Genomic DNA, 19,228 nt, shown 5'->3' with positions numbered 1-19,228 from the left:
CACGCTCGGGTTGCTTTTGAGCAATCGCTCAAGTATCTTGCTCGCTTGAGCGGGCGCTCAAATACTTCGCCCGCCTTCCTTTATTGCTTCAGAGGCATTTTTTATGCGCGTTTTAAATCGCTGGCTGATACTGGCGATCGTTACCAGTACCCTCTTTCTTATCATTATCGATATGACCGTTCTCTACACCGCGCTGCCGAGGCTTACCCACGCGCTGGACGCAACGGCTTCCGAAAAACTGTGGATCGTGAACGCCTATCCGCTCGTCGTGGCGGGGCTGTTGCCCGGTGCCGGCATGTTGAGCGACCGACTGGGCCATAAAACGATGTTTATGGCCGGGCTGCCCGTATTTGCCGTTGCCTCGCTGTGCGCCGCATATTCCCCGACGGCGGAACTGCTCATCGCCTCACGCGTTTTCCTCGCGCTTGGCGCAACCATGATGATGCCCGCCACGCTGGCTATCGTTCGCCAGGTGTTTACCGACGAGCGCGAGCGTGCGCTGGCCATCGGCATCTGGTCGGCGGTGGCTTCCGCCGCGGCGGCGCTTGGGCCGGTGTTTGGCGGCGTTCTGCTGGAGTATTTCTGGTGGGGTTCGGTATTCCTGATCAACGTTCCCATCGTGCTGGCGGTCATGCCCTTCGCCTGGACGCTGATTCCGCGCGATAAAGGCAATCCCGATCGTCCGTGCGATTTCACCGGTTCAGCGCTGATCATGGTCGGCCTCGTGGCGGTGATTTACGCGCTGAAAGAGCTGAGCAAAATGGACGCCTCGCTGCTGGTTGTACTGGGCTCTTCCGCCGTCGGCGCGCTGTTTTTGGGCATGTTCGTCAGACGCCAGCGGCGCTCAAGCCAGCCGATGATTGATTTTACGCTCTTCGAAAACCGCCAGTTTAGCGCCGGTATCGCCGTGGCCGTTGTTTCGATGATTGCGCTGACCGGCGTGGAGCTGGTACTGACGCAGCGCCTGCAGCTGGTGATGGGCCTCACCCCGCTCATGGCTGGCCTGACGATTTTGCCGATCCCTGTCGGCTCTGCCCTTGCCTCCCCGCTGGCGGGGATCCTGCTGCCGCGTATCGGCGGTTCAAGAATGATGCTCGGCGGGCTGCTGGTTACCGCGCTGGGCATGCTGGGCCTGATACTGGTCGCGGAAAGCCCCCTGCTAATGCAGCTCGCGGCGCTGTTCGTCATTGGTTTTGGCCTGGGCGCGACGATAACCGCAGCCTCAACGTCCATTATGCTTAACGCGCCGGAAGAAAAGGCGGGCATGGTGGCGGCTATTGAGGACGTGTCGTGGGAGATGGGCGGCGTGCTGGGCGTGACGCTGCTGGGTGGCGTGATGACGGCGGTATACAGCAATGCGCTCGTGCTGCCTGACGGCATCGTCAGCGGTAACGAAGCCTACGACAGCCTGGATGAAGCCCTGCGCGTTGCGGGCCACCTTACGCAATCACATGCCGCCCTGCTGATGGACCTTGCGCGCGGCGCTTTTGAACAGGCATTCCTTACCGTGCTCGTTTGCGCAACGGTTTTAGTCGCCGCAAGCCTGATACTGTTGTCCCGGCTTTTGCGCAAATCTGCTAAGCGATCCGTACGCGCGGTTTAACACTGCTGGAATTTTGTGTTTCGGGAACCCGCGCCTGGCGCGGGTTAACCTTGTCAGCGTATCGTAGGTTGACACCGCCCATGAAAGGCAGTAGATTATTCTGGCACTAAATGATTAAAACGCTTAATAATCAATCGGTTAAGCGAAGCACTTCAAATGCGTTCATAGCTCAGTTGGTTAGAGCACCACCTTGACATGGTGGGGGTCGTTGGTTCGAGTCCAATTGAACGCACCATTCTTATATCCATTTCTTCTTAGTAACATCTTTAATATTTCCATAACGCGCCGCTAACAGTCGCTTCAAATCTGCACGATCCATCATCTGAAACAGCGTTTTTAATTCCTTTCCCGCTGAGTTACCCCTATAATACGCGCGTTTCTAACTTGAATGGTTTCAGCGCATTGGACTGCCTTTATAATAAACAATATTGCACATTTGCATGCACTTCCCCCCGGCAGGCTGACCCACAAGCATACTTTCCTCTGCACGCTTTATTTCTGTCACCTATCCTTACCAGGTGTCGCTTTAACAATACCAGCTTCAATTTCCGCTCCGGAGAACGTATCAACCGGAACCGAGTTTTAACAATCCTTCTCAACTTACAGATAAGACTGTCATGAAAAAGACTAAAATTGTTTGCACCATCGGTCCGAAAACCGAATCCGAAGAGATGTTGACCAAAATGCTCGACGCGGGCATGAACGTTATGCGTCTGAACTTCTCTCACGGTGATTACGAAGAGCACGGCCAGCGCATCAAAAACCTGCGCAACGTTGTCAGCAAAACCGGTAAGAAAGCCGCTATCCTGCTGGATACCAAAGGCCCAGAAATTCGTACCATCAAACTGGAAGGCGGCAATGACGTCTCCCTGAAAGCAGGCCAGACCTTCACTTTCACCACCGACAAAACCGTTGTAGGCAATAGCGACATCGTTGCTGTGACCTACGAAGGCTTCACCAGCGACCTGAGCGTGGGTAACACCGTGCTGGTTGACGATGGCCTGATCGGTATGGAAGTCACCGCTATCGAAGGCAAAAACGTTGTTTGTAAAGTGCTGAACAACGGTGACCTGGGCGAGAACAAAGGCGTTAACCTGCCGGGCGTTTCTATCGCGCTGCCAGCTCTGGCAGAGAAAGATAAGCAGGACCTGATCTTCGGCTGCGAGCAAGGCGTTGACTTCGTTGCTGCCTCCTTCATCCGTAAGCGTTCTGACGTTGTTGAAATCCGTGAGCACTTAAAAGCTCATGGCGGCGAGAAGATCCAGATCATCTCCAAAATCGAAAACCAGGAAGGCCTGAACAACTTCGACGAAATCCTCGAAGCTTCCGACGGCATCATGGTTGCTCGTGGTGACCTGGGCGTTGAAATCCCGGTTGAAGAAGTTATCTTCGCTCAGAAGATGATGATCGAGAAATGTGTTCGCGCGCGTAAAGTAGTTATCACCGCAACGCAGATGCTCGACTCCATGATCAAAAACCCACGCCCTACCCGCGCTGAAGCAGGCGACGTGGCTAACGCCATCATCGACGGCACCGACGCAGTAATGCTGTCTGGCGAATCCGCAAAAGGTAAATACCCGCTGGAAGCTGTGACCATCATGGCGACCATCTGCGAACGTACCGACCGCGTAATGACCAGCCGTCTGGATAACAACCACGACAGCCGCAAACTGCGCATCACCGAAGCAGTTTGCCGCGGTGCGGTAGAAACCGCAGAGAAACTGGAAGCTCCACTGATCGTTGTGGCAACTCAGGGCGGTAAATCAGCTAAAGCCGTGCGTAAATACTTCCCGAATGCCACTATTCTGGCGCTGACCACTAACGAAGTGACCGCGCGTCAGTTAGTGCTGAGCAAAGGTGTGGTTCCGCAGCTGGTTAAAGAAATCGCTTCAACCGATGATTTCTACCGTCTGGGTAAAGAAGTGGCTCTGGAAAGCGGCCTGGCTCGTAAAGGCGACATCGTTGTGATGGTTTCCGGCGCGCTGGTTCCAAGCGGCACCACCAATACCGCATCCGTTCACGTTCTGTAATTACTCTGCGAACGAATATTTTGTTAAAAAGCGCCTGCGGGCGCTTTTTTTATTCCTGTAATAGACACTATTAATAAAAATGCAAATCGGCTAAAGCTATTTAACTGCAATTTTATTAAGAAGAATCCGATGAAAGCGCCCTGTTTTCTCTGTTTTTTTTAACTTCTTGCCCCGGTTCGGTGTTTCTTTGAGCGAACGATCAAATTTAAGTGCATTCCCATCAAAAATTTATTCTCAACTCAAAAAACTTTGTGTAATACTTGTAGCGCTACATGGAGATTAACTCAATCTAGAGGGTATTAATAATGAATCGTACTAAACTGGTACTGGGCGCGGTAATCCTGGCTTCTACTATGCTGGCAGGTTGTTCTTCTAACGCTAAAATCGATCAACTGTCTTCTGACGTTCAGACTCTGAACGCTAAAGTTGATCAGCTGAGCAACGACGTGAACGCAATGCGTTCTGACGTTCAGGCTGCTAAAGACGACGCAGCTCGTGCTAACCAGCGTCTGGACAACCAAGCTCACTCTTACCGTAAGTAAGAGTTCTTGGAATAAAATGGCGCACATTGTGCGCCATTTTTTTTGCCTCAATCATTTCACTCCTGAATACTTCCCCTAACGCATCACCACGCTGTTTTGCCCGCTCACCGTAGTTCCGCTCACCTGATTCACCGGCGTCGTTTCTGGAGCCGTTCTGGCGCTCTGTATCGGGGTAATATTCACCGGCTGTGACGGGACGCCCTGCGGCGCGTTAACCAGTACCGGATAACCGGCTCGACGCGCAATGGCGCTGTCCACCATCGCCCTGTCGCTTAAAGGGTTGTCGATAAAGGAGCCAAACGATGCTGAGATGGCGATCGGCACGGTTTGCGGGTTCTCCCAGTCATTGCGAGAGAGTGGCTGATGAACTTCCACATAGCGTCTGCCATCCGGTTCGGTCGTATATTTTACCGGCTCGTTGATGATTTCTACGCGCGTACCCCAGGCAACCTGGCTGAAAAGCGCTTTGATATCGGGCGCGCGCATCCGCATACAGCCGGAGCTAACGCGTAAGCCGATACTGTTACGCGCATTCGTACCATGAATAAGATACTCACCGCCGCCCTTTTCAAGACGCAGCGCAAAACGCCCCAGCGGGTTGTTCGGCCCGGCAGGAACGACGGCAGGCAGGTTAATCCCCTGCGCGGCAGAACGCGCGCGAATATTCGCCGTGGGTGTCCAGGTAGGATTAGGGATCTTCTGGCTGATGCGTGTCACCATCACCGGCGTTTCACGCCCAAGCTGGCCGATGCCCAGCGGGTAAACTTCAACGCGGTTCTGGCCAGGCGGATAGTAATAAAGCCGCAGCTCGGCCAGATTGATAACGATGCCTTCGCGCGGGGTATCCGGCAAAATCATTTGCGAAGGAATAATTAATTCACTGCCCGGTTTAGGTAAAAACGGATCGGTAGTATTGTTCGCTTCCAGCAAAAGCAGCACGCCGGTGCTGTATTTAGCGGCTACCGTTTCAAGGTTTTTACCGTCATTGGGGACAATATAAGTTTTATTCTCGCCAATTATTCTGCTGCCCGGCGGCGGTAATAAATAGTCCACGGCCCACGCCGACTGGCTTGCAGCCAGAGTGCCGATAAAAAGTAGTGTTATTTTATTGAACGCGCATTTCATAATATATTCCTGTATTCACCGGCAGAGCGCCGGAATGCTGAAGCCCGGCGAGGCAATAAATTGCCTCGCGTTAACAGGATGAAAGCTGTTCTTTTAGTTTAGCTAAGATTGGCGGCTTTGGTGCGGATAGAACGGATCATTGCTTCCAGCCCCTGCGACCTGGACGGCGTCAGATGCTGGGCGAGCGCGAGTTTCTCAAACCACGGGCGCACGTCGAAGGCAACGATATCCTGCGCCGTCATCTGCTGGTAGAGAATAAAGACGATGGCGATAAGGCCTTTGACGATAGCGGCATCGCTGTCGCCTTCCAGCGTAATTACCCCGTCCGGCTGCTGGTGCATCACCATCCACACCTGGCTCTGACAGCCCTGCACGGTATTTTCGGGTTTGTGATCTTCCGGCGCAAGGGCCGGCAGGCGCCCGCCCAGCTCGATGATATAAAGATACTTCTCTTCCCAGTTAGCGCAGCGGCTGAAGTTCTTCAGTAACTTGTCTTTATCTGGCAGCGTGGCCATCACGTTCTCCCTGTTATCCGAGCAGACGGTGAATGCGCTGCAGTCCTGCCACCAGGCGATCCACCTCTTCTTCGGTATTGTACATGGCAAGCGAGGCGCGGCACATCGCCGGAACCTTGTAAAACGCCATCAGCGGCATGGCGCAGTGGTGCCCGGTGCGCACGGCGATACCGTAATTGTCGAGGAAGCTCCCCACGTCGTAGGCGTGATGCTTGCCAAGATTAAAGGCAATGACGCCAAGGCGGTGCTCCGGCCCGTAAATTGTCAGATCGGGAACGGCCTTTAACGCCTGCAGAGCGTAATGCATCAGCGCGTGTTCATACTCGCTCACCTCGGCCAGCCCAAGATCCTCGATATACCGCAGAGCAGCGCCCAGCCCGATAATACCCGCCGTGTTGGGCGTACCCGCCTCGAAGCGCCACGGTGCGGCCGCGTAGGTTGTGCCTTCGGTCAGGCTGACGGTAGCGATCATCGAACCGCCCCCTTCCCACGGCGGCATGTCCTGCAAAATCTCACCGCGCGCGTAAAGCACGCCGATGCCGGTTGGCCCGTAAATTTTGTGCCCGGAGAACAAATAGAAATCACAGTCCAGCGCCTGCACGTCGACGGCGTGGTGCATGATCGCCTGCGCGCCGTCCACCAGCACCTTCACGCCCGCCTGATGAGCGGTCGCGATCATCTCCTGCACCGGGTTTTCCGTGCCGAGCACGTTGGAAACCTGTGTAATCGCCAGCAGCTTCGTGCGTTCATCGATAAGCGTGGGGAACACGTCAAGCTTAAGCGTGCCGTCGTCATTCAGCGGAATAACCCGTAGCGTTGCGCCGGTCTGCTCGCACAGGATCTGCCACGGGACAATATTCGCGTGATGTTCCATTTCGGAAATAATGATGTTATCCCCGGCGTGGACGTTGGCCCGCCCCCAGCTGTTGGCGACCAGGTTGATGCCTTCCGTGGTGCCGCGCACAAAGACGATTTCTTCCGGCGCGCGGGCATTGATAAACCGCGAAACCTGGTTGCGCACGTTCTCCATTAGCTGCGTCGCTTCGGCGCTCAGCGTGTGAATGCCGCGATGCACCGCCGCGTAGCCGTGACGATAGAAATCCAGCTCGGCGTCAATCACCGCCTGGGGCTTCTGCGCGCTGGCGGCGCTGTCGAGATACGCCAGCGGCTGCCCGTTCACTTCCCGGCTTAAAAGCGGAAAATCGGCGCGTACCTGTTCGATAGAAAAACTCATGCCTCGCCCCCTGCAAAGCGCTGGCCGATCCTCGCCAGAACCTGCTGTTTCAAAGCCTCGTCGCGGATGCTTTCCGTAAGCTCTGCGGCAAAGGCATAGATAATCATCTGCTGCGCCGCCTGTTCGTTGATGCCGCGCGAACGTAGGTAGAACATCTGTTCGTCATCGATGCGGCCAATCGTCGCGCCGTGGCTGCACTTCACGTCATCGGCATAGATTTCGAGCTGCGGCTTGGTGTCCACCTCTGCCAGGCGACCCAGCAGCAGGTTATTGTTGGTCATCTGACCGTCGGTTTTGATCGCGTGCTGCGCGACCTTAATCATGCCGTTAAACACCGCGCGGCCTTTGTCGCGCACGATGGTTTTATGCAGCTGACGGCTGTTGCAGTAGCCCTTGTTGTGCTCAAGCCAGGTGCGGGTATCGCACACTTCGTTGTTCACCGGCAGCGCCAGGCTGTTGATGCGCAGCGTGGTGTTTTCACCGTTAAGCCTCGTGCTGGTGTTATGTCGCAGCACCGCCGCACCCAGCAGGAAGCTGTTGCTCTCAACCGTCGCGTCCTGGCCGACAATCACGTCGTTGTGCGCGAAGTGGTAGCTCTGCGCATTTTCAAAGGCCAGCTTGCAGTGATTCAGCTGGCCGTTGGCAGCCACCTCGGCGGTAAAACGCGCGCCGGTAAAATGCGGCTGTTGGTCAAAGCTCACGTAGTGTTCAATCACCGTTGCGCGCGCGCCCTCGCCAAGCGTCAGGTGGTGGCGGTAATGCGCGGTGTTCATCTCTTCACTCGCGCTGCCCCGACTGAGGTGCATCAGCAGCAGCTGCTTAGCCGGGCTGTGGTTGCGCGCCACGCGGATGTGCGTGACGGTTTCCGCCAGGCTTTCGGTAAGATGCAGGAAAACCTCGCCCTGCACCGCGGCAGGCAGCGACTGGCGCTGTTCGTCCACCGTCACCTCGAAGCCGCTGTTGGTCAGATCGTCACTCAGCGCGGCGTTATAACGCCCGTCGACGAACACCAGACGCCACGCGTCAACGGGTAACGCCAGCTCGTCGCGCTCAATTTCGCTGAGTTCGGCAGGCGTTGGCACCGCAAAACGGTGGTTGAGCAGGCCCTCAAGCGGCGTGTACTTCCAGTTTTCATGCTTGCGCGTTGGCAGGCCCAGGCGCAGCATCTGCTGCATATGCTCTTCGGCCTCTTTGGTACGCCTTCTGCCCTGCGCTTCAAACAGGTGGTGCCACTGCTGCAGGGCGTTGCCGTTACTGCTGTTCGGTAAGCCAGCCATAACCCTGCTCCTCCAGTTGTTTCACCAGGCTGAAATCGCCCGATTTCACGATCCGCCCCTGATACAGCACGTGCACAAAGTCCGGCTTGATGTAGTCGAGAATGCGCTGATAGTGCGTGACGATAACGAACGAGCGGTTGCCATCGCGCAGAGAGTTCACGCCTTCGGCAACGATTTTCAGGGCATCGATGTCCAGACCGGAATCCGTTTCATCAAGGATGCACAGCTCTGGCTCAAGCACCGCCATTTGCAGAATGTCGTTACGCTTTTTCTCCCCGCCGGAGAAGCCAACGTTCACCGAACGGGTCAGCAAATCTTCCGGCATCTTCAGCAGCTTGATTTTCTCTTCCATCAGATCCTGGAAGTCGAAACGGTCAAGCTCCTCAAGGCCGCGATACTCGCGCACCGCGTTCAGCGCGGTTTGCAGGAAGAACTGATTGCTGACGCCGGGGATTTCAACCGGGTACTGGAAGGCCATAAAAATGCCTTCCCCCGCGCGCTCTTCCGGCGAAAGTTCAAGCAGGTCTTTGCCCTTGAAGTGCACTTCGCCGCCGGTTACCTCGTAGTCTTCGCGCCCGGCAAGGGTGGCGGAAAGCGTGCTTTTACCCGAGCCGTTCGGCCCCATAATGGCGTGTACTTCACCCGGTTTTATCTCCAGGCTCAGGCCACGCAGGATTTCTTTATCCTCAACGCTAACCTGTAAATCTTTAATGCTTAACATATTTTTCCCTTAATCCTTAACCGACGCTGTGTTCGAGGCTTATCGCTAATAGTTTTTGTGCTTCCACCGCGAATTCGAGCGGCAGTTCAGAGAACACGTCTTTGCAGAATCCGTTGACGATCATCGATATTGCGTCGTCCTGGGCGATGCCGCGTTGCAGGCAATAAAACAGCTGGTCTTCGCCAATGCGCGAGGTCGTGGCTTCGTGCTCCAGCTGAGCGGTGTTATTGCGACATTCCACATACGGGAAGGTGTGCGCTCCGCTGTCCGGCCCGATTAGCATCGAGTCGCACTGGGTGAAGTTACGGGCGTTGGTCGCCGTCGGCATGATTTTCACAAGCCCGCGATAGCTGTTCTGGCTGTGCCCGGCGGAGATCCCTTTCGAAATAATCGTCGATTTAGTGTTTTTGCCGATGTGGATCATCTTGGTGCCGGTATCGGCCTGCTGATGTCCGGCGGTGAGCGCCACGGAGAAGAATTCGCCGATGGAGTTGTCGCCGCGCAGGATCACGCTCGGGTATTTCCAGGTGATGGCAGAGCCGGTTTCCGACTGCGTCCAGGACATTTTGCTGTTTGCCCCTTCGCACAGGGCGCGCTTGGTCACAAAGTTAAGAATGCCGCCGGTGTTACCGTCGCCGGGGAACCAGTTCTGGACGGTGGAATACTTCACCTCAGCGTCTTTGTGGATGATGACTTCCACCACCGCCGCGTGCAGCTGGTAGCTGTCGCGAACCGGCGCGGAGCAGCCCTCGATGTAGCTTACGTAGCTGCCTTCGTCGGCAATCAAAATGGTGCGCTCAAACTGCCCGGTTTTCTCGGCATTGATGCGGAAATAGGTGGAAAGCTCCATCGGGCAGCGAACGCCCTTCGGAACGTAGATAAAAGTGCCGTCGGAGGCGACAGCAGCGTTGAGCGCGGCAAAGAAGTTATCGTTGCTTGGGACAACCGTGCCGAGGTATTTCTGCACCAGCTCGGGGAATTCGTGGATGGCCTCGCCGAAGGAGCAGAAAATAATGCCCTGCTCGGAGAGTTTTTCCCGATAGGTGGTCGCCACGGATACCGAGTCAAAAATAGCGTCCACGGCAACCTCAGACCCTTCGCGCACGGGTACGCCGAGCTGCTTAAAGGCGTCTTCAACTTCGCCCGTCAGATAAGCGTTGCTGCCCGGCTGCTGCACGGCGCCAGGCTGGGATTCACAGCTGTCGTCGCAGCTGCCGCAGGACGGCGCGGAATAGTAGCTGTAATCCTGATAGTTGAGCTTTTCGTAGTTGGCCTTAAGCCAGTGCGGCTCTTCCATCTCAAGCCAGGCGCGGTAGGCGCTCAGGCGGAATTCCAGCATCCACTCCGGCTCGTTGCGGCGCGCAGAAATTGCCCGCACCACGTCCTCGTTGATGCCGTGCGCCATTTCGTCGGTTTTGAGCTGGGTGAAGAAGCCTTCTTTGTAGTGATGGCCGCCCGCCCAGGTTTGTACATCGTCAGACGTTTCAGTATTACGTGACATAATCCCGCCTACACCCCAAAGCTTTCACCGCAGCCACATTCGTGCTGCGCTTTCGGGTTGTTGAATTTGAAAATCTCGTTTAGTCCTTCGCGCACGTAGTCGACTTCGGTACCGTCGATAAACGGCATGGCCGACAGCGGAACCCACAGCTTCGCCCCGTCCCGCTCAAACAGCAGGTCATCCTTTTGGGGTTCTTTCACCGTATCGAGCACGTAGCCAAAGCCCGCGCATCCGGTTTGCTTAATGCCCAGCCGCACGCCGAGAAACCCCGGCTGTAGGCCAGCAAGCTTGCGAATATGCGCGGCCGCATCAGGGGTTAGCGTCAGTCCCTGCCAGGCGAATTCATTGGGATCGAAGCTACCTGTTTGCACATCCATAGTTCACCTCTTGTAATTTGCCGCCCAAAGGCCGATGCCCCTATGTTAATGATAACTATTATCAATACAACATCCTGATAACAGGGGTATTCACGAAATGCTGCTTTTTTGGACGTCTTTACTAAGGATAGACCCTACAGAAACTCTTGCAGATGGCGAAAAGAGCTATTTAACCCGCTGAAATAAAGAGGATTTAGCTGGCTAATTAAGGCGTGGGCGATAGAAAGTAAAAGATGTATAGAGAATATCTATTTATGTGAGAGGTGGAGGTTAAGTTGGGGGGGAGTCAAGATATCTGTGAGACTGAGATACCCGGGTCGACCCTGGGGTGAGGCCTCCCTGCGGGAACTAACCCCAGGTTTCCCTTAATATCAGGCTTTGTGGCTATAGCTATCGGATGGCGTTAACGCTTATCCGACCTACGAAAAAGCGATCGTAGGGTGGATAGCGAATAGCGCTATCCACCGCTAATTCAAACCACCGCCGTCGTCAGCCGGGAGGTACAGCAAAGCCGTCCCTGATCGTCGCTGATTTCGATTTGCCAGACCTGATGACGGCGGCCAACGTGCACCGCCCGGCAGACGCCGCGCACCACGCCGCTTCTGGCCGAGCGCAGATGGTTGGCGTTCACCTCAAGTCCGACGACGTGCTGCTCGCCTTCGGTACACAGGTAGCCCGCAACCGAGCCAAGCGTTTCTGCCAGCACCACGGACGCGCCGCCGTGCAGCAGGCCAAACGGCTGCACGGTGCGCTTATCTACCGGCATGGTGGCTTCCAGCTCGTCGTCGCCCAGCCGGGTAAAGACGATGCCAAGGTGCTCGACCATGTTTTCCGCGCTCATCGCATTGAGCGCCTCAAGGGTCGTTTCTCGTTTCCAGATCATCCCATAATCTCCAACAGTGCCTGCAGCGGATGGCGCACGCCGTTGCCCTCAACGCGTTTCACCTGGCTACGGCAGGAATAGCCCGTCGCAAGGCAGCGCTGGCGCGGCAGGCGCTGCATCGCCTGATGCCATGACAGCTCGTAGATGCCGAGCGAATTGGCGTGGTTTTTTACTTCGTGCCCGTAGGTGCCCGCCATGCCGCAGCAGCCGACGCTGACGTTTTCGAGCTTCGCCCCAAAGCGCGCAAAAATGGCGGCCCACTGGTTCGGCGCGGTTGGCAGCGCGGTGACCTCCGTACAGTGTCCGAACAGATACCAGGACTCACCGCCGACGGCGGTAGCTTCCCGATTGGCCAGTACGGCGGGCAGCCACTCGTGAACGAGCTGAACGTGGAAATCCCCCCGCGCCTCGCCCAGCGTTTGCTTATATTCATCGCGGTAGCAGAGCACCAAAGCCGGGTCGACGCCCACCATCGGCATGCCCAGCTGCGCGATGCGGTTGAGGAAGTCGGAGGTTTTGCGCGCCGTGCGGGCAAACTTTTGCAGGAAACCCTTAATATGCTGCGCTTTGCCGTTCGGGGAAAACGGCAGCACGACCGGATCGAAGCCCAGCTTCTCCACAAGGCGGACAAAATCGGCCACCACCTGCGCGTCGTAATAGCTGGTGAACGGGTCCTGCACCACCAGCACGGTTTTTGCCCGCTGCTCGGGGCTGTAGCCCTCAAGCTGTTCAAGCGTCGCGTTAGCCGAGCGATGCCCGACGAGCTGCTGCTGAAGCGTCGGCGTGGAAAGCATTGGCAGGTCGACCATGCCGATACGCTTTTGCGACAGGTTACGCACCCACGGCTGACTCATAAAGAAGTTGAACGTCTTCGGCGCGCGCGCCATCAGCGGCGCGTAGCTTTCCACCGTCGCAACCAGGTGATCCCGCATCGGGCGCAGATAGCGGGTGTGATAAAGCTGGAGGAAGCGCGACCGGAATTCCGGCACGTCGATTTTAATCGGGCACTGCGTTGAACAGGCTTTGCAGGCGAGGCAGCCGGACATCGCCTCTTTGACCTCGTGCGAGAAGTCATACTCGCCCTTGCGGGCGTGCCAGGTATTGCGCGTGCGTTCGATAAGCTGGCGCAGGCTGGCGCGCCGTTCCGGCAGCTGTTTCTCCAGCGCGTCCGGGTCAACGCCACGGTCAGCCAGCAGGCGCAGCCATTCCCGCGTTAAGGTCGCTCGTCCTTTCGGAGAATGGATGCGGTTGCTGGTGATTTTCATCGACGGGCACATCGGGCTTTTGACGTCAAAGTTAAAGCACAGGCCGTTGCCGTTGCACTCCATCGCGCCGCGCCAGGAGGTACGAACCGCGATGGGGATCTGCCTGTCGAAGGTGCCGCGTTTTACCGCATCCACCTGCATCATCGGGTCGTCTACGCCCAGCGGCGGACAGATTTTACCGGGGTTGAGCCGGTTATCCGGATCGAACGCGGCCTTGATGCGGCGCAGCTCTTCAAACAGCGTTTCGCCGAAGAAGGCCGGGCTGTATTCCGCGCGGAAGCCCTTGCCGTGCTCGCCCCACAGCAGGCCGCCGTATTTGGCGGTCAGGGCGACCACGTCGTCGGAGATGCGTTTCATCAGCACCTCCTGATGCGGATCGCACATGTCCAGCGCCGGGCGCACGTGCAGCACGCCCGCGTCAACGTGGCCGAACATTCCGTAGCTCAGGTTATGGCTATCGAGCAGCGCGCGGAACTCGGAAATATAGTCGGCCAGATGGTGCGGCGGAACGCAGGTATCTTCGGCAAACGGAATCGGCTTCGCCTGCCCTTTAGCGTTGCCAAGCAGGCCGACCGCTTTTTTACGCATGCCGTAGATGCGTTCGATACCGGCCAGCTCGCTGCAAATCTGCCAGCCGATGACGCCGCCCTCACCCTCGGCAATCAGCGAATCGAGGCGTTCACAAAGCGAGGCCACCTGGCCTTCAATCAGCTCAAGGTCGTCGCCCGCAAACTCGACGATGTTCAGGCCGAGCATCTCTTTGTCCGGCACATCGGTAATCAGCTCGCTGACCGAATGCCAAACGATGTCTTCCCGCGCCAGGTTGAGCACCTTCGAGTCAACCGTTTCCACGGAAAGCGCGCGCGCCTCAACCATAAACGGCGCGTTGCGCAGCGCGGAGTCGAACGAATCGTACTTCACGTTCACCAGGCGACGCACCTTCGGCAGCCGGGTGATGTCCAACTTCGCTTCGGTGATAAACGCCAGCGTGCCTTCGGAGCCGGTGAGAATGCGCGTCAGGTCGAACTGCGAGAGATCGTCGTTAAAGACGTGGCGCAGGTCGTAGCCGGTGAGGAAGCGGTTGAGTTTGGGGAACTTGTCGATAATCAGCTGACGCCGTTCGCGGCAGCGTTCATAAACGGTGCGGTAGATTTTGCCGATCGGGCTTTCATCACGGCCCATATCTTCCGCCAGTGCCGCAGACATCGGGTGCGTATCGAGAATATCGCCGCCTAACAGCACGGCGCGCACGCCCATTACGTGGTCGGAGGTTTTGCCGTAGACCAGCGAGCCTTGCCCGGACGCGTCGGTGTTAATCATCCCGCCGAGCGTGGCGCGGTTGCTGGTGGAAAGCTCGGGCGCGAAGAAGTAGCCGTAGGGTTTCAGGTACTGATTGAGCTGGTCTTTGATGACGCCCGCCTCAACGCGCACCCAGCCCTGCTCGGGGTTGATTTCGATGATGCGGTTCATGTAGCGCGACATGTCCACGACGATGCCTTTGTTCAGCGCCTGCCCGTTGGTACCGGTGCCGCCGCCGCGTGGGGTAAAGACCAGCGATTTGAAGCGTTCTTCCGAGGCGAGCCGGGCTAAAAGCGCCACGTCAGCGGTTGAACGTGGAAATAGCACCGCGTCCGGCAACAGCTGATAGATGCTGTTATCGGTAGCCATCGTGAGGCGGTCAGCGTAGCTGGTGGCGGTGTCGCCGGTAAAACCCTGATGCTCCAGTGCCTGCAAAAAATTGAGCACCAGCTGAACGAGCCCCGGCGCCTGAGAAATTTGTGGGATCATTGACTGTCGACCCTGCCTGACGTTAATTGAGTTGTGAGTTATCGTTTGCGCGTACTGCCTTTCGTTTTTAACACATTTTTTTCAGACAGGCGCGACTGTTTTGCGACTGTCAAAAATCGAGGAAATACATCATCATTATGTTATCCGCCTCGCGGTTTTGGCGCAGGCACTGTGCCTTGCGTCTTTTATTAAGGTGATTTTCTCTATGGTCAAAGTCGGTCAGCCAAAGGATCTGCTGCAGATACTCCTTTCGGTGCTGTTTATTTCGGTGATGATAATCGCCTGTTTGTGGATTGTTCGTCCTTTCGTTCTTGGCTTTGCGTGGGCCGGCACTATCGTGCTGGCGACCTGGCCGTTGATGCTTAAAATCCAGCGTTTGCTGTGGGGGAAACGTTCTCTTGCGGTCATCGTCATGACGCTGCTGCTGCTGATGCTGTTCGTCATTCCCGTCGCGCTGCTGGTGAATAGCCTGGTGGATAACAGCGGCCCGCTGATTGACTGGGCCACGAAGGGCAATATGGCCCTGCCAACCTTCGAGTGGCTGCACAGCATTCCGCTGATTGGCGATAAGCTTTATTCCGCCTGGAATACGCTGGTGGAAAGCGGCGGCAGCGCCATTATGGCGAAGGTTCGCCCGTATATCGGCACCACCACAACCTGGTTCCTCGGCCAGGCGGTGCACATCGGCAGCTTCCTGATGCACTGCGGCCTGATGCTGCTGTTTAGCGTTCTGCTGTATGCGAAAGGTGAAACGCTGGGCAACGGCATTCGTCACTTTGCCTTCCGTCTGGCGGGCCAGCGCGGCGACGCGGCGGTGCTTCTCGCCGGTCAGGCCATTCGCGCCGTGGCGCTTGGCGTGGTGGTGACCGCGCTGGTGCAGTCGGTGCTGGGCGGTTTTGGCCTCGCCATCGCCGGTATTCCTAATGCCACGCTGTTAACCGTTGTGATGCTGCTGAGCTGTCTGGTGCAGCTTGGGCCGCTGGTAGTGCTGGTTCCGGCCATCGCCTGGCTTTACTGGACGGGCGACACCACCTGGGGCACCGTGCTGCTTGTGTGGAGCTGCGTGGTCGGCACGATGGATAACTTTATCCGCCCGGTGCTAATCCGTATGGGTGCCGATTTGCCGATGATTTTGATTCTTTCAGGCGTTATCGGCGGGCTCATTGCGTTCGGCATGATTGGCCTGTTTATCGGCCCGGTTCTGCTGGCGGTGTCCTACCGCCTGATTTCGGTCTGGATGCACGAAGCCCCGGCGCCACAGGAAGATCCGGAAGAGGTCGTTGAGCTGCTCGACGAGCACGAAGAAGAGCCAACCGTTAAGTAATCCTTTCACTCCCCCGCGTCCGTGGGGGAGTCGCTTTACCCGCAAAGATTAGTGATGCTAATCAATCCCCTACTTTTTATCCGTTATTTACGCCATTGATTTTGCTGGCGTACTGTAATGTGACGCTAATCGTTAAACTGCCGTTAACTATTGAGAGGAATCTGAGAGACTCAGAAGATGAGGATGCCTACTATTATCACACGGTTATGAATCAACACATTGATTTATAAGCATGGAAATCCCCTGAGTGAAACAACGAATTGCTGTGTGTAGTCTTTGCCCATCTCAACGATGGGCTTTTTTTTCGCCTGAATTTCGCTGATTCCTGATATACGGGCGTAAAAAAAGCCCCTGCGTAGGGGCTTGATGTCGGATGGCGCTGTTGAGCACAAATCAGAATTAGCTATTACGCCCGCCAGAGCGGCGGCCGTTGCCGGTGACCTGGGTATGACGCTTAACCGCGCGGCGGATCTGGTTTGCCTTCATGCGGCGACGGTCTTTTTCCACCGCCACTTTGCTTGCGGTTTCCGCAGGCAGCTCGACCAGCGTGCGCAGATAGTTGGTCTGCGCCAGGTCCAGCTCGGTATAACCACCGCGTGGTAAACCTTTCGGCAGATTGATATCGCCGTAGCGCACGCGAATCAGGCGGCTAACCTGCACGCCAACCGCTTCCCAAAGACGACGCACCTCACGGTTACGGCCTTCGGTCAGGGTCACGTTATACCACTGGTTGATGCCTTCGCCGCCGGTAAACTTGATGGTTTTGAACGCCGCCGGGCCGTCTTCAAGCTGAACGCCACGACCAAGCTGTTTCACCTTATCGTCATCAATTTGGCCGAAGACGCGCACGGCGTATTCGCGCTCAACTTCACGGCTTGGGTGCATCAGGCGGTTAGCCAATTCGCCATCGGTGGTGAACAGCAGCAAACCGCAGGTGTTCACGTCCAGACGGCCAACGGCAATCCAGCGTGCGCCACGCAGCTTCGGCAGGCGGTCAAACACCGTTGGGCGGCCTTCCGGATCGTTGCGGGTACAGAGTTCGCCTTCCGGCTTGTAGTAAGCCAGCACGCGGCAAATCTGCTCTGCGGATTCTTTAATGGAGATCAGGTGGCCGTCGATACGGATTTTCAGGGCCTGAGTCACTTCCACACGGTCGCCCAGCGTGGCAACTTTGCCATCAACGCTTACGCGGCCTGCGGAGATAATGGTTTCGATTTCACGGCGTGAACCGTGACCGGCGCGAGCCAGCACTTTTTGTAACTTTTCGCTCTTGTCGCTCATTGAGCTTCCTCGGGTGTCGCCTTCACAGGCGTCGAATTGGGATAACGGGGCGCGGGGCACCCCATTTTAGGCCGCACAGTATAGCCGCAGCCGCGTTTATAAGAAAGGCTTAACGTCGCCTACGCCTTCACGTAGCACAACCGGGGAATCATCGGTCAAATCAATCACCGTGGTGGGCTGCTGGCCCAGATATCCGCCGTGAATAACCAGGTCGACAACCTTTTCGAGGCGGTCTTTGATCTCTTCCGGGTCGGATTCGGTGAAGTCGCTGCCCGGCAGCATTAACGAGGTAGAAAGCATCGGCTCGCCGAGCACTTCCAGCAGCATCAAGGCAATCGGGTTAGACGGCACGCGCAGGCCGATGGTTTTACGCTTTTCCTGCAACAGACGGCGCGGGACTTCTTTCGTACCCTTCAGGATGAAGGTGTAGTTGCCCGGCGTGTTGTTTTTAATTAAGCGAAACGCCGAGTTGTCGACAAACGCGTAGGTAGAAAGCTCGGACAAATCGCGGCACATCAGGGTGAAGTTGTGCCCGTCCGGCAGATGTCGAATGCGGCAGATGCGCTCCATCGCCGTTTTATCTTCCAGCTTGCAGCCCAGCGCGTAGCCGGAATCCGTTGGATAGACGATAACGCCGCCCTTGCGGACGATTTCAACGGCCTGGTTAATCAGGCGCTGCTGCGGGTTATCCGGGTGAATATAGAAAAACTGACTCATACTGCCCTCTCTTTTGCGATGAGGCTGCTTCCCCACTCCCGCCAAACGGGCTCAACGCCCGCAGGCAACCATAGCTTGCGGCCGAGCTCAATCCACGAACAGGGCTGGTGGAAATCAGAGCCCTGCGAGGCCAGCAGGTTGAACTGCCGGGCTAAGCCTGCAAGAACGGTTCTTTCATTGGGGGCCTGCTGGCACTGCGCAACTTCCATGGCATCGCCACCACTTTGCGCAAAATGCGCCAGCAATCTTTTCAGCCACTTTGTGGTCAGGTCATAACGTCCTGGATGCGCCAGAACGGCCTGACCGCCAGAATGATGAATCACATCAATAGCTTGTTCTATTGTACACCACTGCGGCGGAACGTAACCGGTTTTCCCTTTGGCGAGATACTTTTTGAAGACGTCCGCCATGTTATTGGCTTTGCCGCATTCCACCAGGAAACGTGCGAAGTGCCCGCGGGTCAATGCGCCGCCGTTGGCATGGCGCATCGCACCCTCGAGCGCACCAGGAATACGGGCTTTTTCAAGACGTTCAGCGATAAGCTCCGCGCGCTGGTTGCGGCGCACCGTTTGCTCTGCAAGAAACGCCACCATCTCGGGATGATTTTCGTCGATGCCGAGGCCGACAATGTGAATTTCGTGGTTTTCCCAGACGGTTGATATTTCCACGCCGCTGATCAACCTTAAAGGAAGCTGCTTCTCGGCGATTTCCGCCCGCGCGGCAGGCAGCCCGGCAACGGTGTCATGATCTGTGATGGCAAGAATGCCAACGCGATTGTCCACCGCGCGCTGCACCAGCGCCTGGGGAGTCAAAAGGCCATCTGAGGCGGTGGTATGGCTATGTAAGTCGTAAATCACCGCGAGTGTAGGTTCGCTCAAACTGGCTCCAGACTGTTAAAAAAATGAAAACGCCGCCCATGATAGCGATTTTCGGGGCTAACTAAAAATCGCTATTGACTTTGGATGCATGAACCAGTTAACTAGTACGCAAGTTCACACGAGAAAGGTATCTGAAAATGAAAGCGATTCGCAATATGCACAACGGC

Annotated in this window: 16 protein-coding genes, 1 tRNA gene, 1 other RNA gene and 1 other annotated feature (1 of these 19 only partly in view); of the genes, 6 read left to right on the top strand and 12 right to left on the bottom strand. The window is 56.5% G+C overall.

Features of this window, described 5'->3' with window-relative positions; translation table 11 throughout:
• Positions 1 to 103: 103 nt before the first annotated feature.
• The 4 genes from ACSPHG_RS10655 (at position 104) to ACSPHG_RS10640 (ending at position 4,175) form a co-directional block, all read left to right on the top strand.
• The gene (locus ACSPHG_RS10655) at positions 104 to 1,603 is read left to right on the top strand and encodes an MFS transporter (RefSeq protein ID WP_435953429.1); all 1,500 of its coding nucleotides are present in this window, start codon (positions 104 to 106) and stop codon (positions 1,601 to 1,603) included.
• Between the two features lie 158 nt (positions 1,604 to 1,761).
• A tRNA-Val gene (locus ACSPHG_RS10650) sits at positions 1,762 to 1,838 on the top strand.
• A gap of 382 nt (positions 1,839 to 2,220) precedes the next feature.
• Entirely contained in the window at positions 2,221 to 3,633 is a 1,413-nt protein-coding gene (gene pykF, locus ACSPHG_RS10645) for a pyruvate kinase PykF (RefSeq protein ID WP_435953428.1), read from the top strand.
• Between the two features lie 305 nt (positions 3,634 to 3,938).
• Entirely contained in the window at positions 3,939 to 4,175 is a 237-nt protein-coding gene (locus ACSPHG_RS10640) for a major outer membrane lipoprotein (RefSeq protein ID WP_034455915.1), read from the top strand.
• Between the two features lie 75 nt (positions 4,176 to 4,250).
• On the opposite strand, the gene ldtE is transcribed toward ACSPHG_RS10640, so the two are convergent.
• The 9 genes from ldtE to ydiJ form a co-directional block, all read right to left on the bottom strand.
• A complete protein-coding gene (ldtE, locus tag ACSPHG_RS10635) occupies positions 4,251 to 5,300 on the bottom strand; it encodes a L,D-transpeptidase LdtE (protein WP_435953427.1) in 1,050 nt (349 codons plus the stop codon).
• Positions 5,301 to 5,398: 98 nt separating this feature from the next.
• Entirely contained in the window at positions 5,399 to 5,815 is a 417-nt protein-coding gene (gene sufE / locus ACSPHG_RS10630) for a cysteine desulfuration protein SufE (RefSeq protein WP_435953426.1), read from the bottom strand.
• A gap of 13 nt (positions 5,816 to 5,828) precedes the next feature.
• Positions 5,829 to 7,049: a cysteine desulfurase SufS gene (gene sufS, locus ACSPHG_RS10625; RefSeq protein ID WP_435953425.1), complete on the bottom strand. Its 1,221-nt coding sequence runs from the start codon at positions 7,047 to 7,049 to the stop codon at positions 5,829 to 5,831.
• The gene (gene sufD, locus ACSPHG_RS10620; RefSeq protein ID WP_435953424.1) at positions 7,046 to 8,326 is read right to left on the bottom strand and encodes a Fe-S cluster assembly protein SufD; all 1,281 of its coding nucleotides are present in this window, start codon (positions 8,324 to 8,326) and stop codon (positions 7,046 to 7,048) included. The genes sufS and sufD overlap by 4 nt, the downstream gene beginning before the upstream one ends.
• Complete coding sequence (gene sufC / locus ACSPHG_RS10615; RefSeq protein WP_435953422.1) at positions 8,301 to 9,047, bottom strand: Fe-S cluster assembly ATPase SufC; 747 nt, start codon at positions 9,045 to 9,047, stop codon at positions 8,301 to 8,303. Before sufC ends, sufD begins: the two co-directional genes overlap by 26 nt.
• 16 nt (positions 9,048 to 9,063) lie before the next feature.
• Positions 9,064 to 10,548, bottom strand: a complete 1,485-nt coding sequence (sufB, locus tag ACSPHG_RS10610; RefSeq protein ID WP_435953421.1) for a Fe-S cluster assembly protein SufB — start codon at positions 10,546 to 10,548, stop codon at positions 9,064 to 9,066.
• A gap of 8 nt (positions 10,549 to 10,556) precedes the next feature.
• Positions 10,557 to 10,925, bottom strand: coding sequence for a Fe-S cluster assembly scaffold SufA (sufA, locus tag ACSPHG_RS10605; RefSeq protein ID WP_435953420.1), 369 nt, complete (start codon positions 10,923 to 10,925; stop codon positions 10,557 to 10,559).
• Positions 10,926 to 11,397: 472 nt separating this feature from the next.
• On the bottom strand, positions 11,398 to 11,808 hold the full coding sequence (gene menI, locus ACSPHG_RS10600) for a 1,4-dihydroxy-2-naphthoyl-CoA hydrolase (protein ID WP_435953419.1): 411 nt from the start codon (positions 11,806 to 11,808) through the stop codon (positions 11,398 to 11,400).
• Positions 11,805 to 14,861 (bottom strand): D-2-hydroxyglutarate dehydrogenase YdiJ, encoded by a 3,057-nt coding sequence (gene ydiJ / locus ACSPHG_RS10595; RefSeq protein ID WP_435953418.1) that lies wholly within the window; start codon positions 14,859 to 14,861, stop codon positions 11,805 to 11,807. The genes menI and ydiJ overlap by 4 nt, the downstream gene beginning before the upstream one ends.
• A 205-nt stretch (positions 14,862 to 15,066) precedes the next feature.
• Here ydiJ and ydiK point away from each other — a divergent pair, with 205 nt between their 5' ends.
• Both ydiK and rprA read left to right on the top strand, forming a co-directional pair.
• Positions 15,067 to 16,185 carry an AI-2E family transporter YdiK gene (gene ydiK / locus ACSPHG_RS10590; protein ID WP_435953417.1) on the top strand — a complete coding sequence of 373 codons (1,119 nt, stop codon included), beginning with the start codon at positions 15,067 to 15,069 and terminating at the stop codon, positions 16,183 to 16,185.
• Between the two features lie 200 nt (positions 16,186 to 16,385).
• An RNA gene (gene rprA / locus ACSPHG_RS10585) (antisense sRNA RprA) lies at positions 16,386 to 16,492 on the top strand.
• Positions 16,493 to 16,584: 92 nt separating this feature from the next.
• Here the strand turns inward: rprA and rluB are convergent.
• The 3 genes from rluB to rnm form a co-directional block, all read right to left on the bottom strand.
• The gene (gene rluB / locus ACSPHG_RS10580; RefSeq protein WP_435953416.1) at positions 16,585 to 17,466 is read right to left on the bottom strand and encodes a 23S rRNA pseudouridine(2605) synthase RluB; all 882 of its coding nucleotides are present in this window, start codon (positions 17,464 to 17,466) and stop codon (positions 16,585 to 16,587) included.
• 96 nt (positions 17,467 to 17,562) lie between these two features.
• Positions 17,563 to 18,183, bottom strand: coding sequence for an L-threonylcarbamoyladenylate synthase (locus ACSPHG_RS10575; RefSeq protein WP_435953415.1), 621 nt, complete (start codon positions 18,181 to 18,183; stop codon positions 17,563 to 17,565).
• Complete coding sequence (gene rnm, locus ACSPHG_RS10570) at positions 18,180 to 19,061, bottom strand: RNase RNM (protein WP_435953414.1); 882 nt, start codon at positions 19,059 to 19,061, stop codon at positions 18,180 to 18,182. The genes ACSPHG_RS10575 and rnm overlap by 4 nt, the downstream gene beginning before the upstream one ends.
• Positions 19,062 to 19,222: 161 nt before the next feature.
• Positions 19,223 to 19,228: a sequence feature (Trp leader region), on the top strand; it runs 90 nt beyond the window's last position.

It is taken from the genome of Dryocola baronae, assembly GCF_051297175.1.
Taxonomy (GTDB): Bacteria; Pseudomonadota; Gammaproteobacteria; order Enterobacterales; family Enterobacteriaceae; genus Dryocola.
Note: the sequence above shows the minus strand (reverse complement) of the source record. Positions and strands in the feature narration are given on the sequence as shown.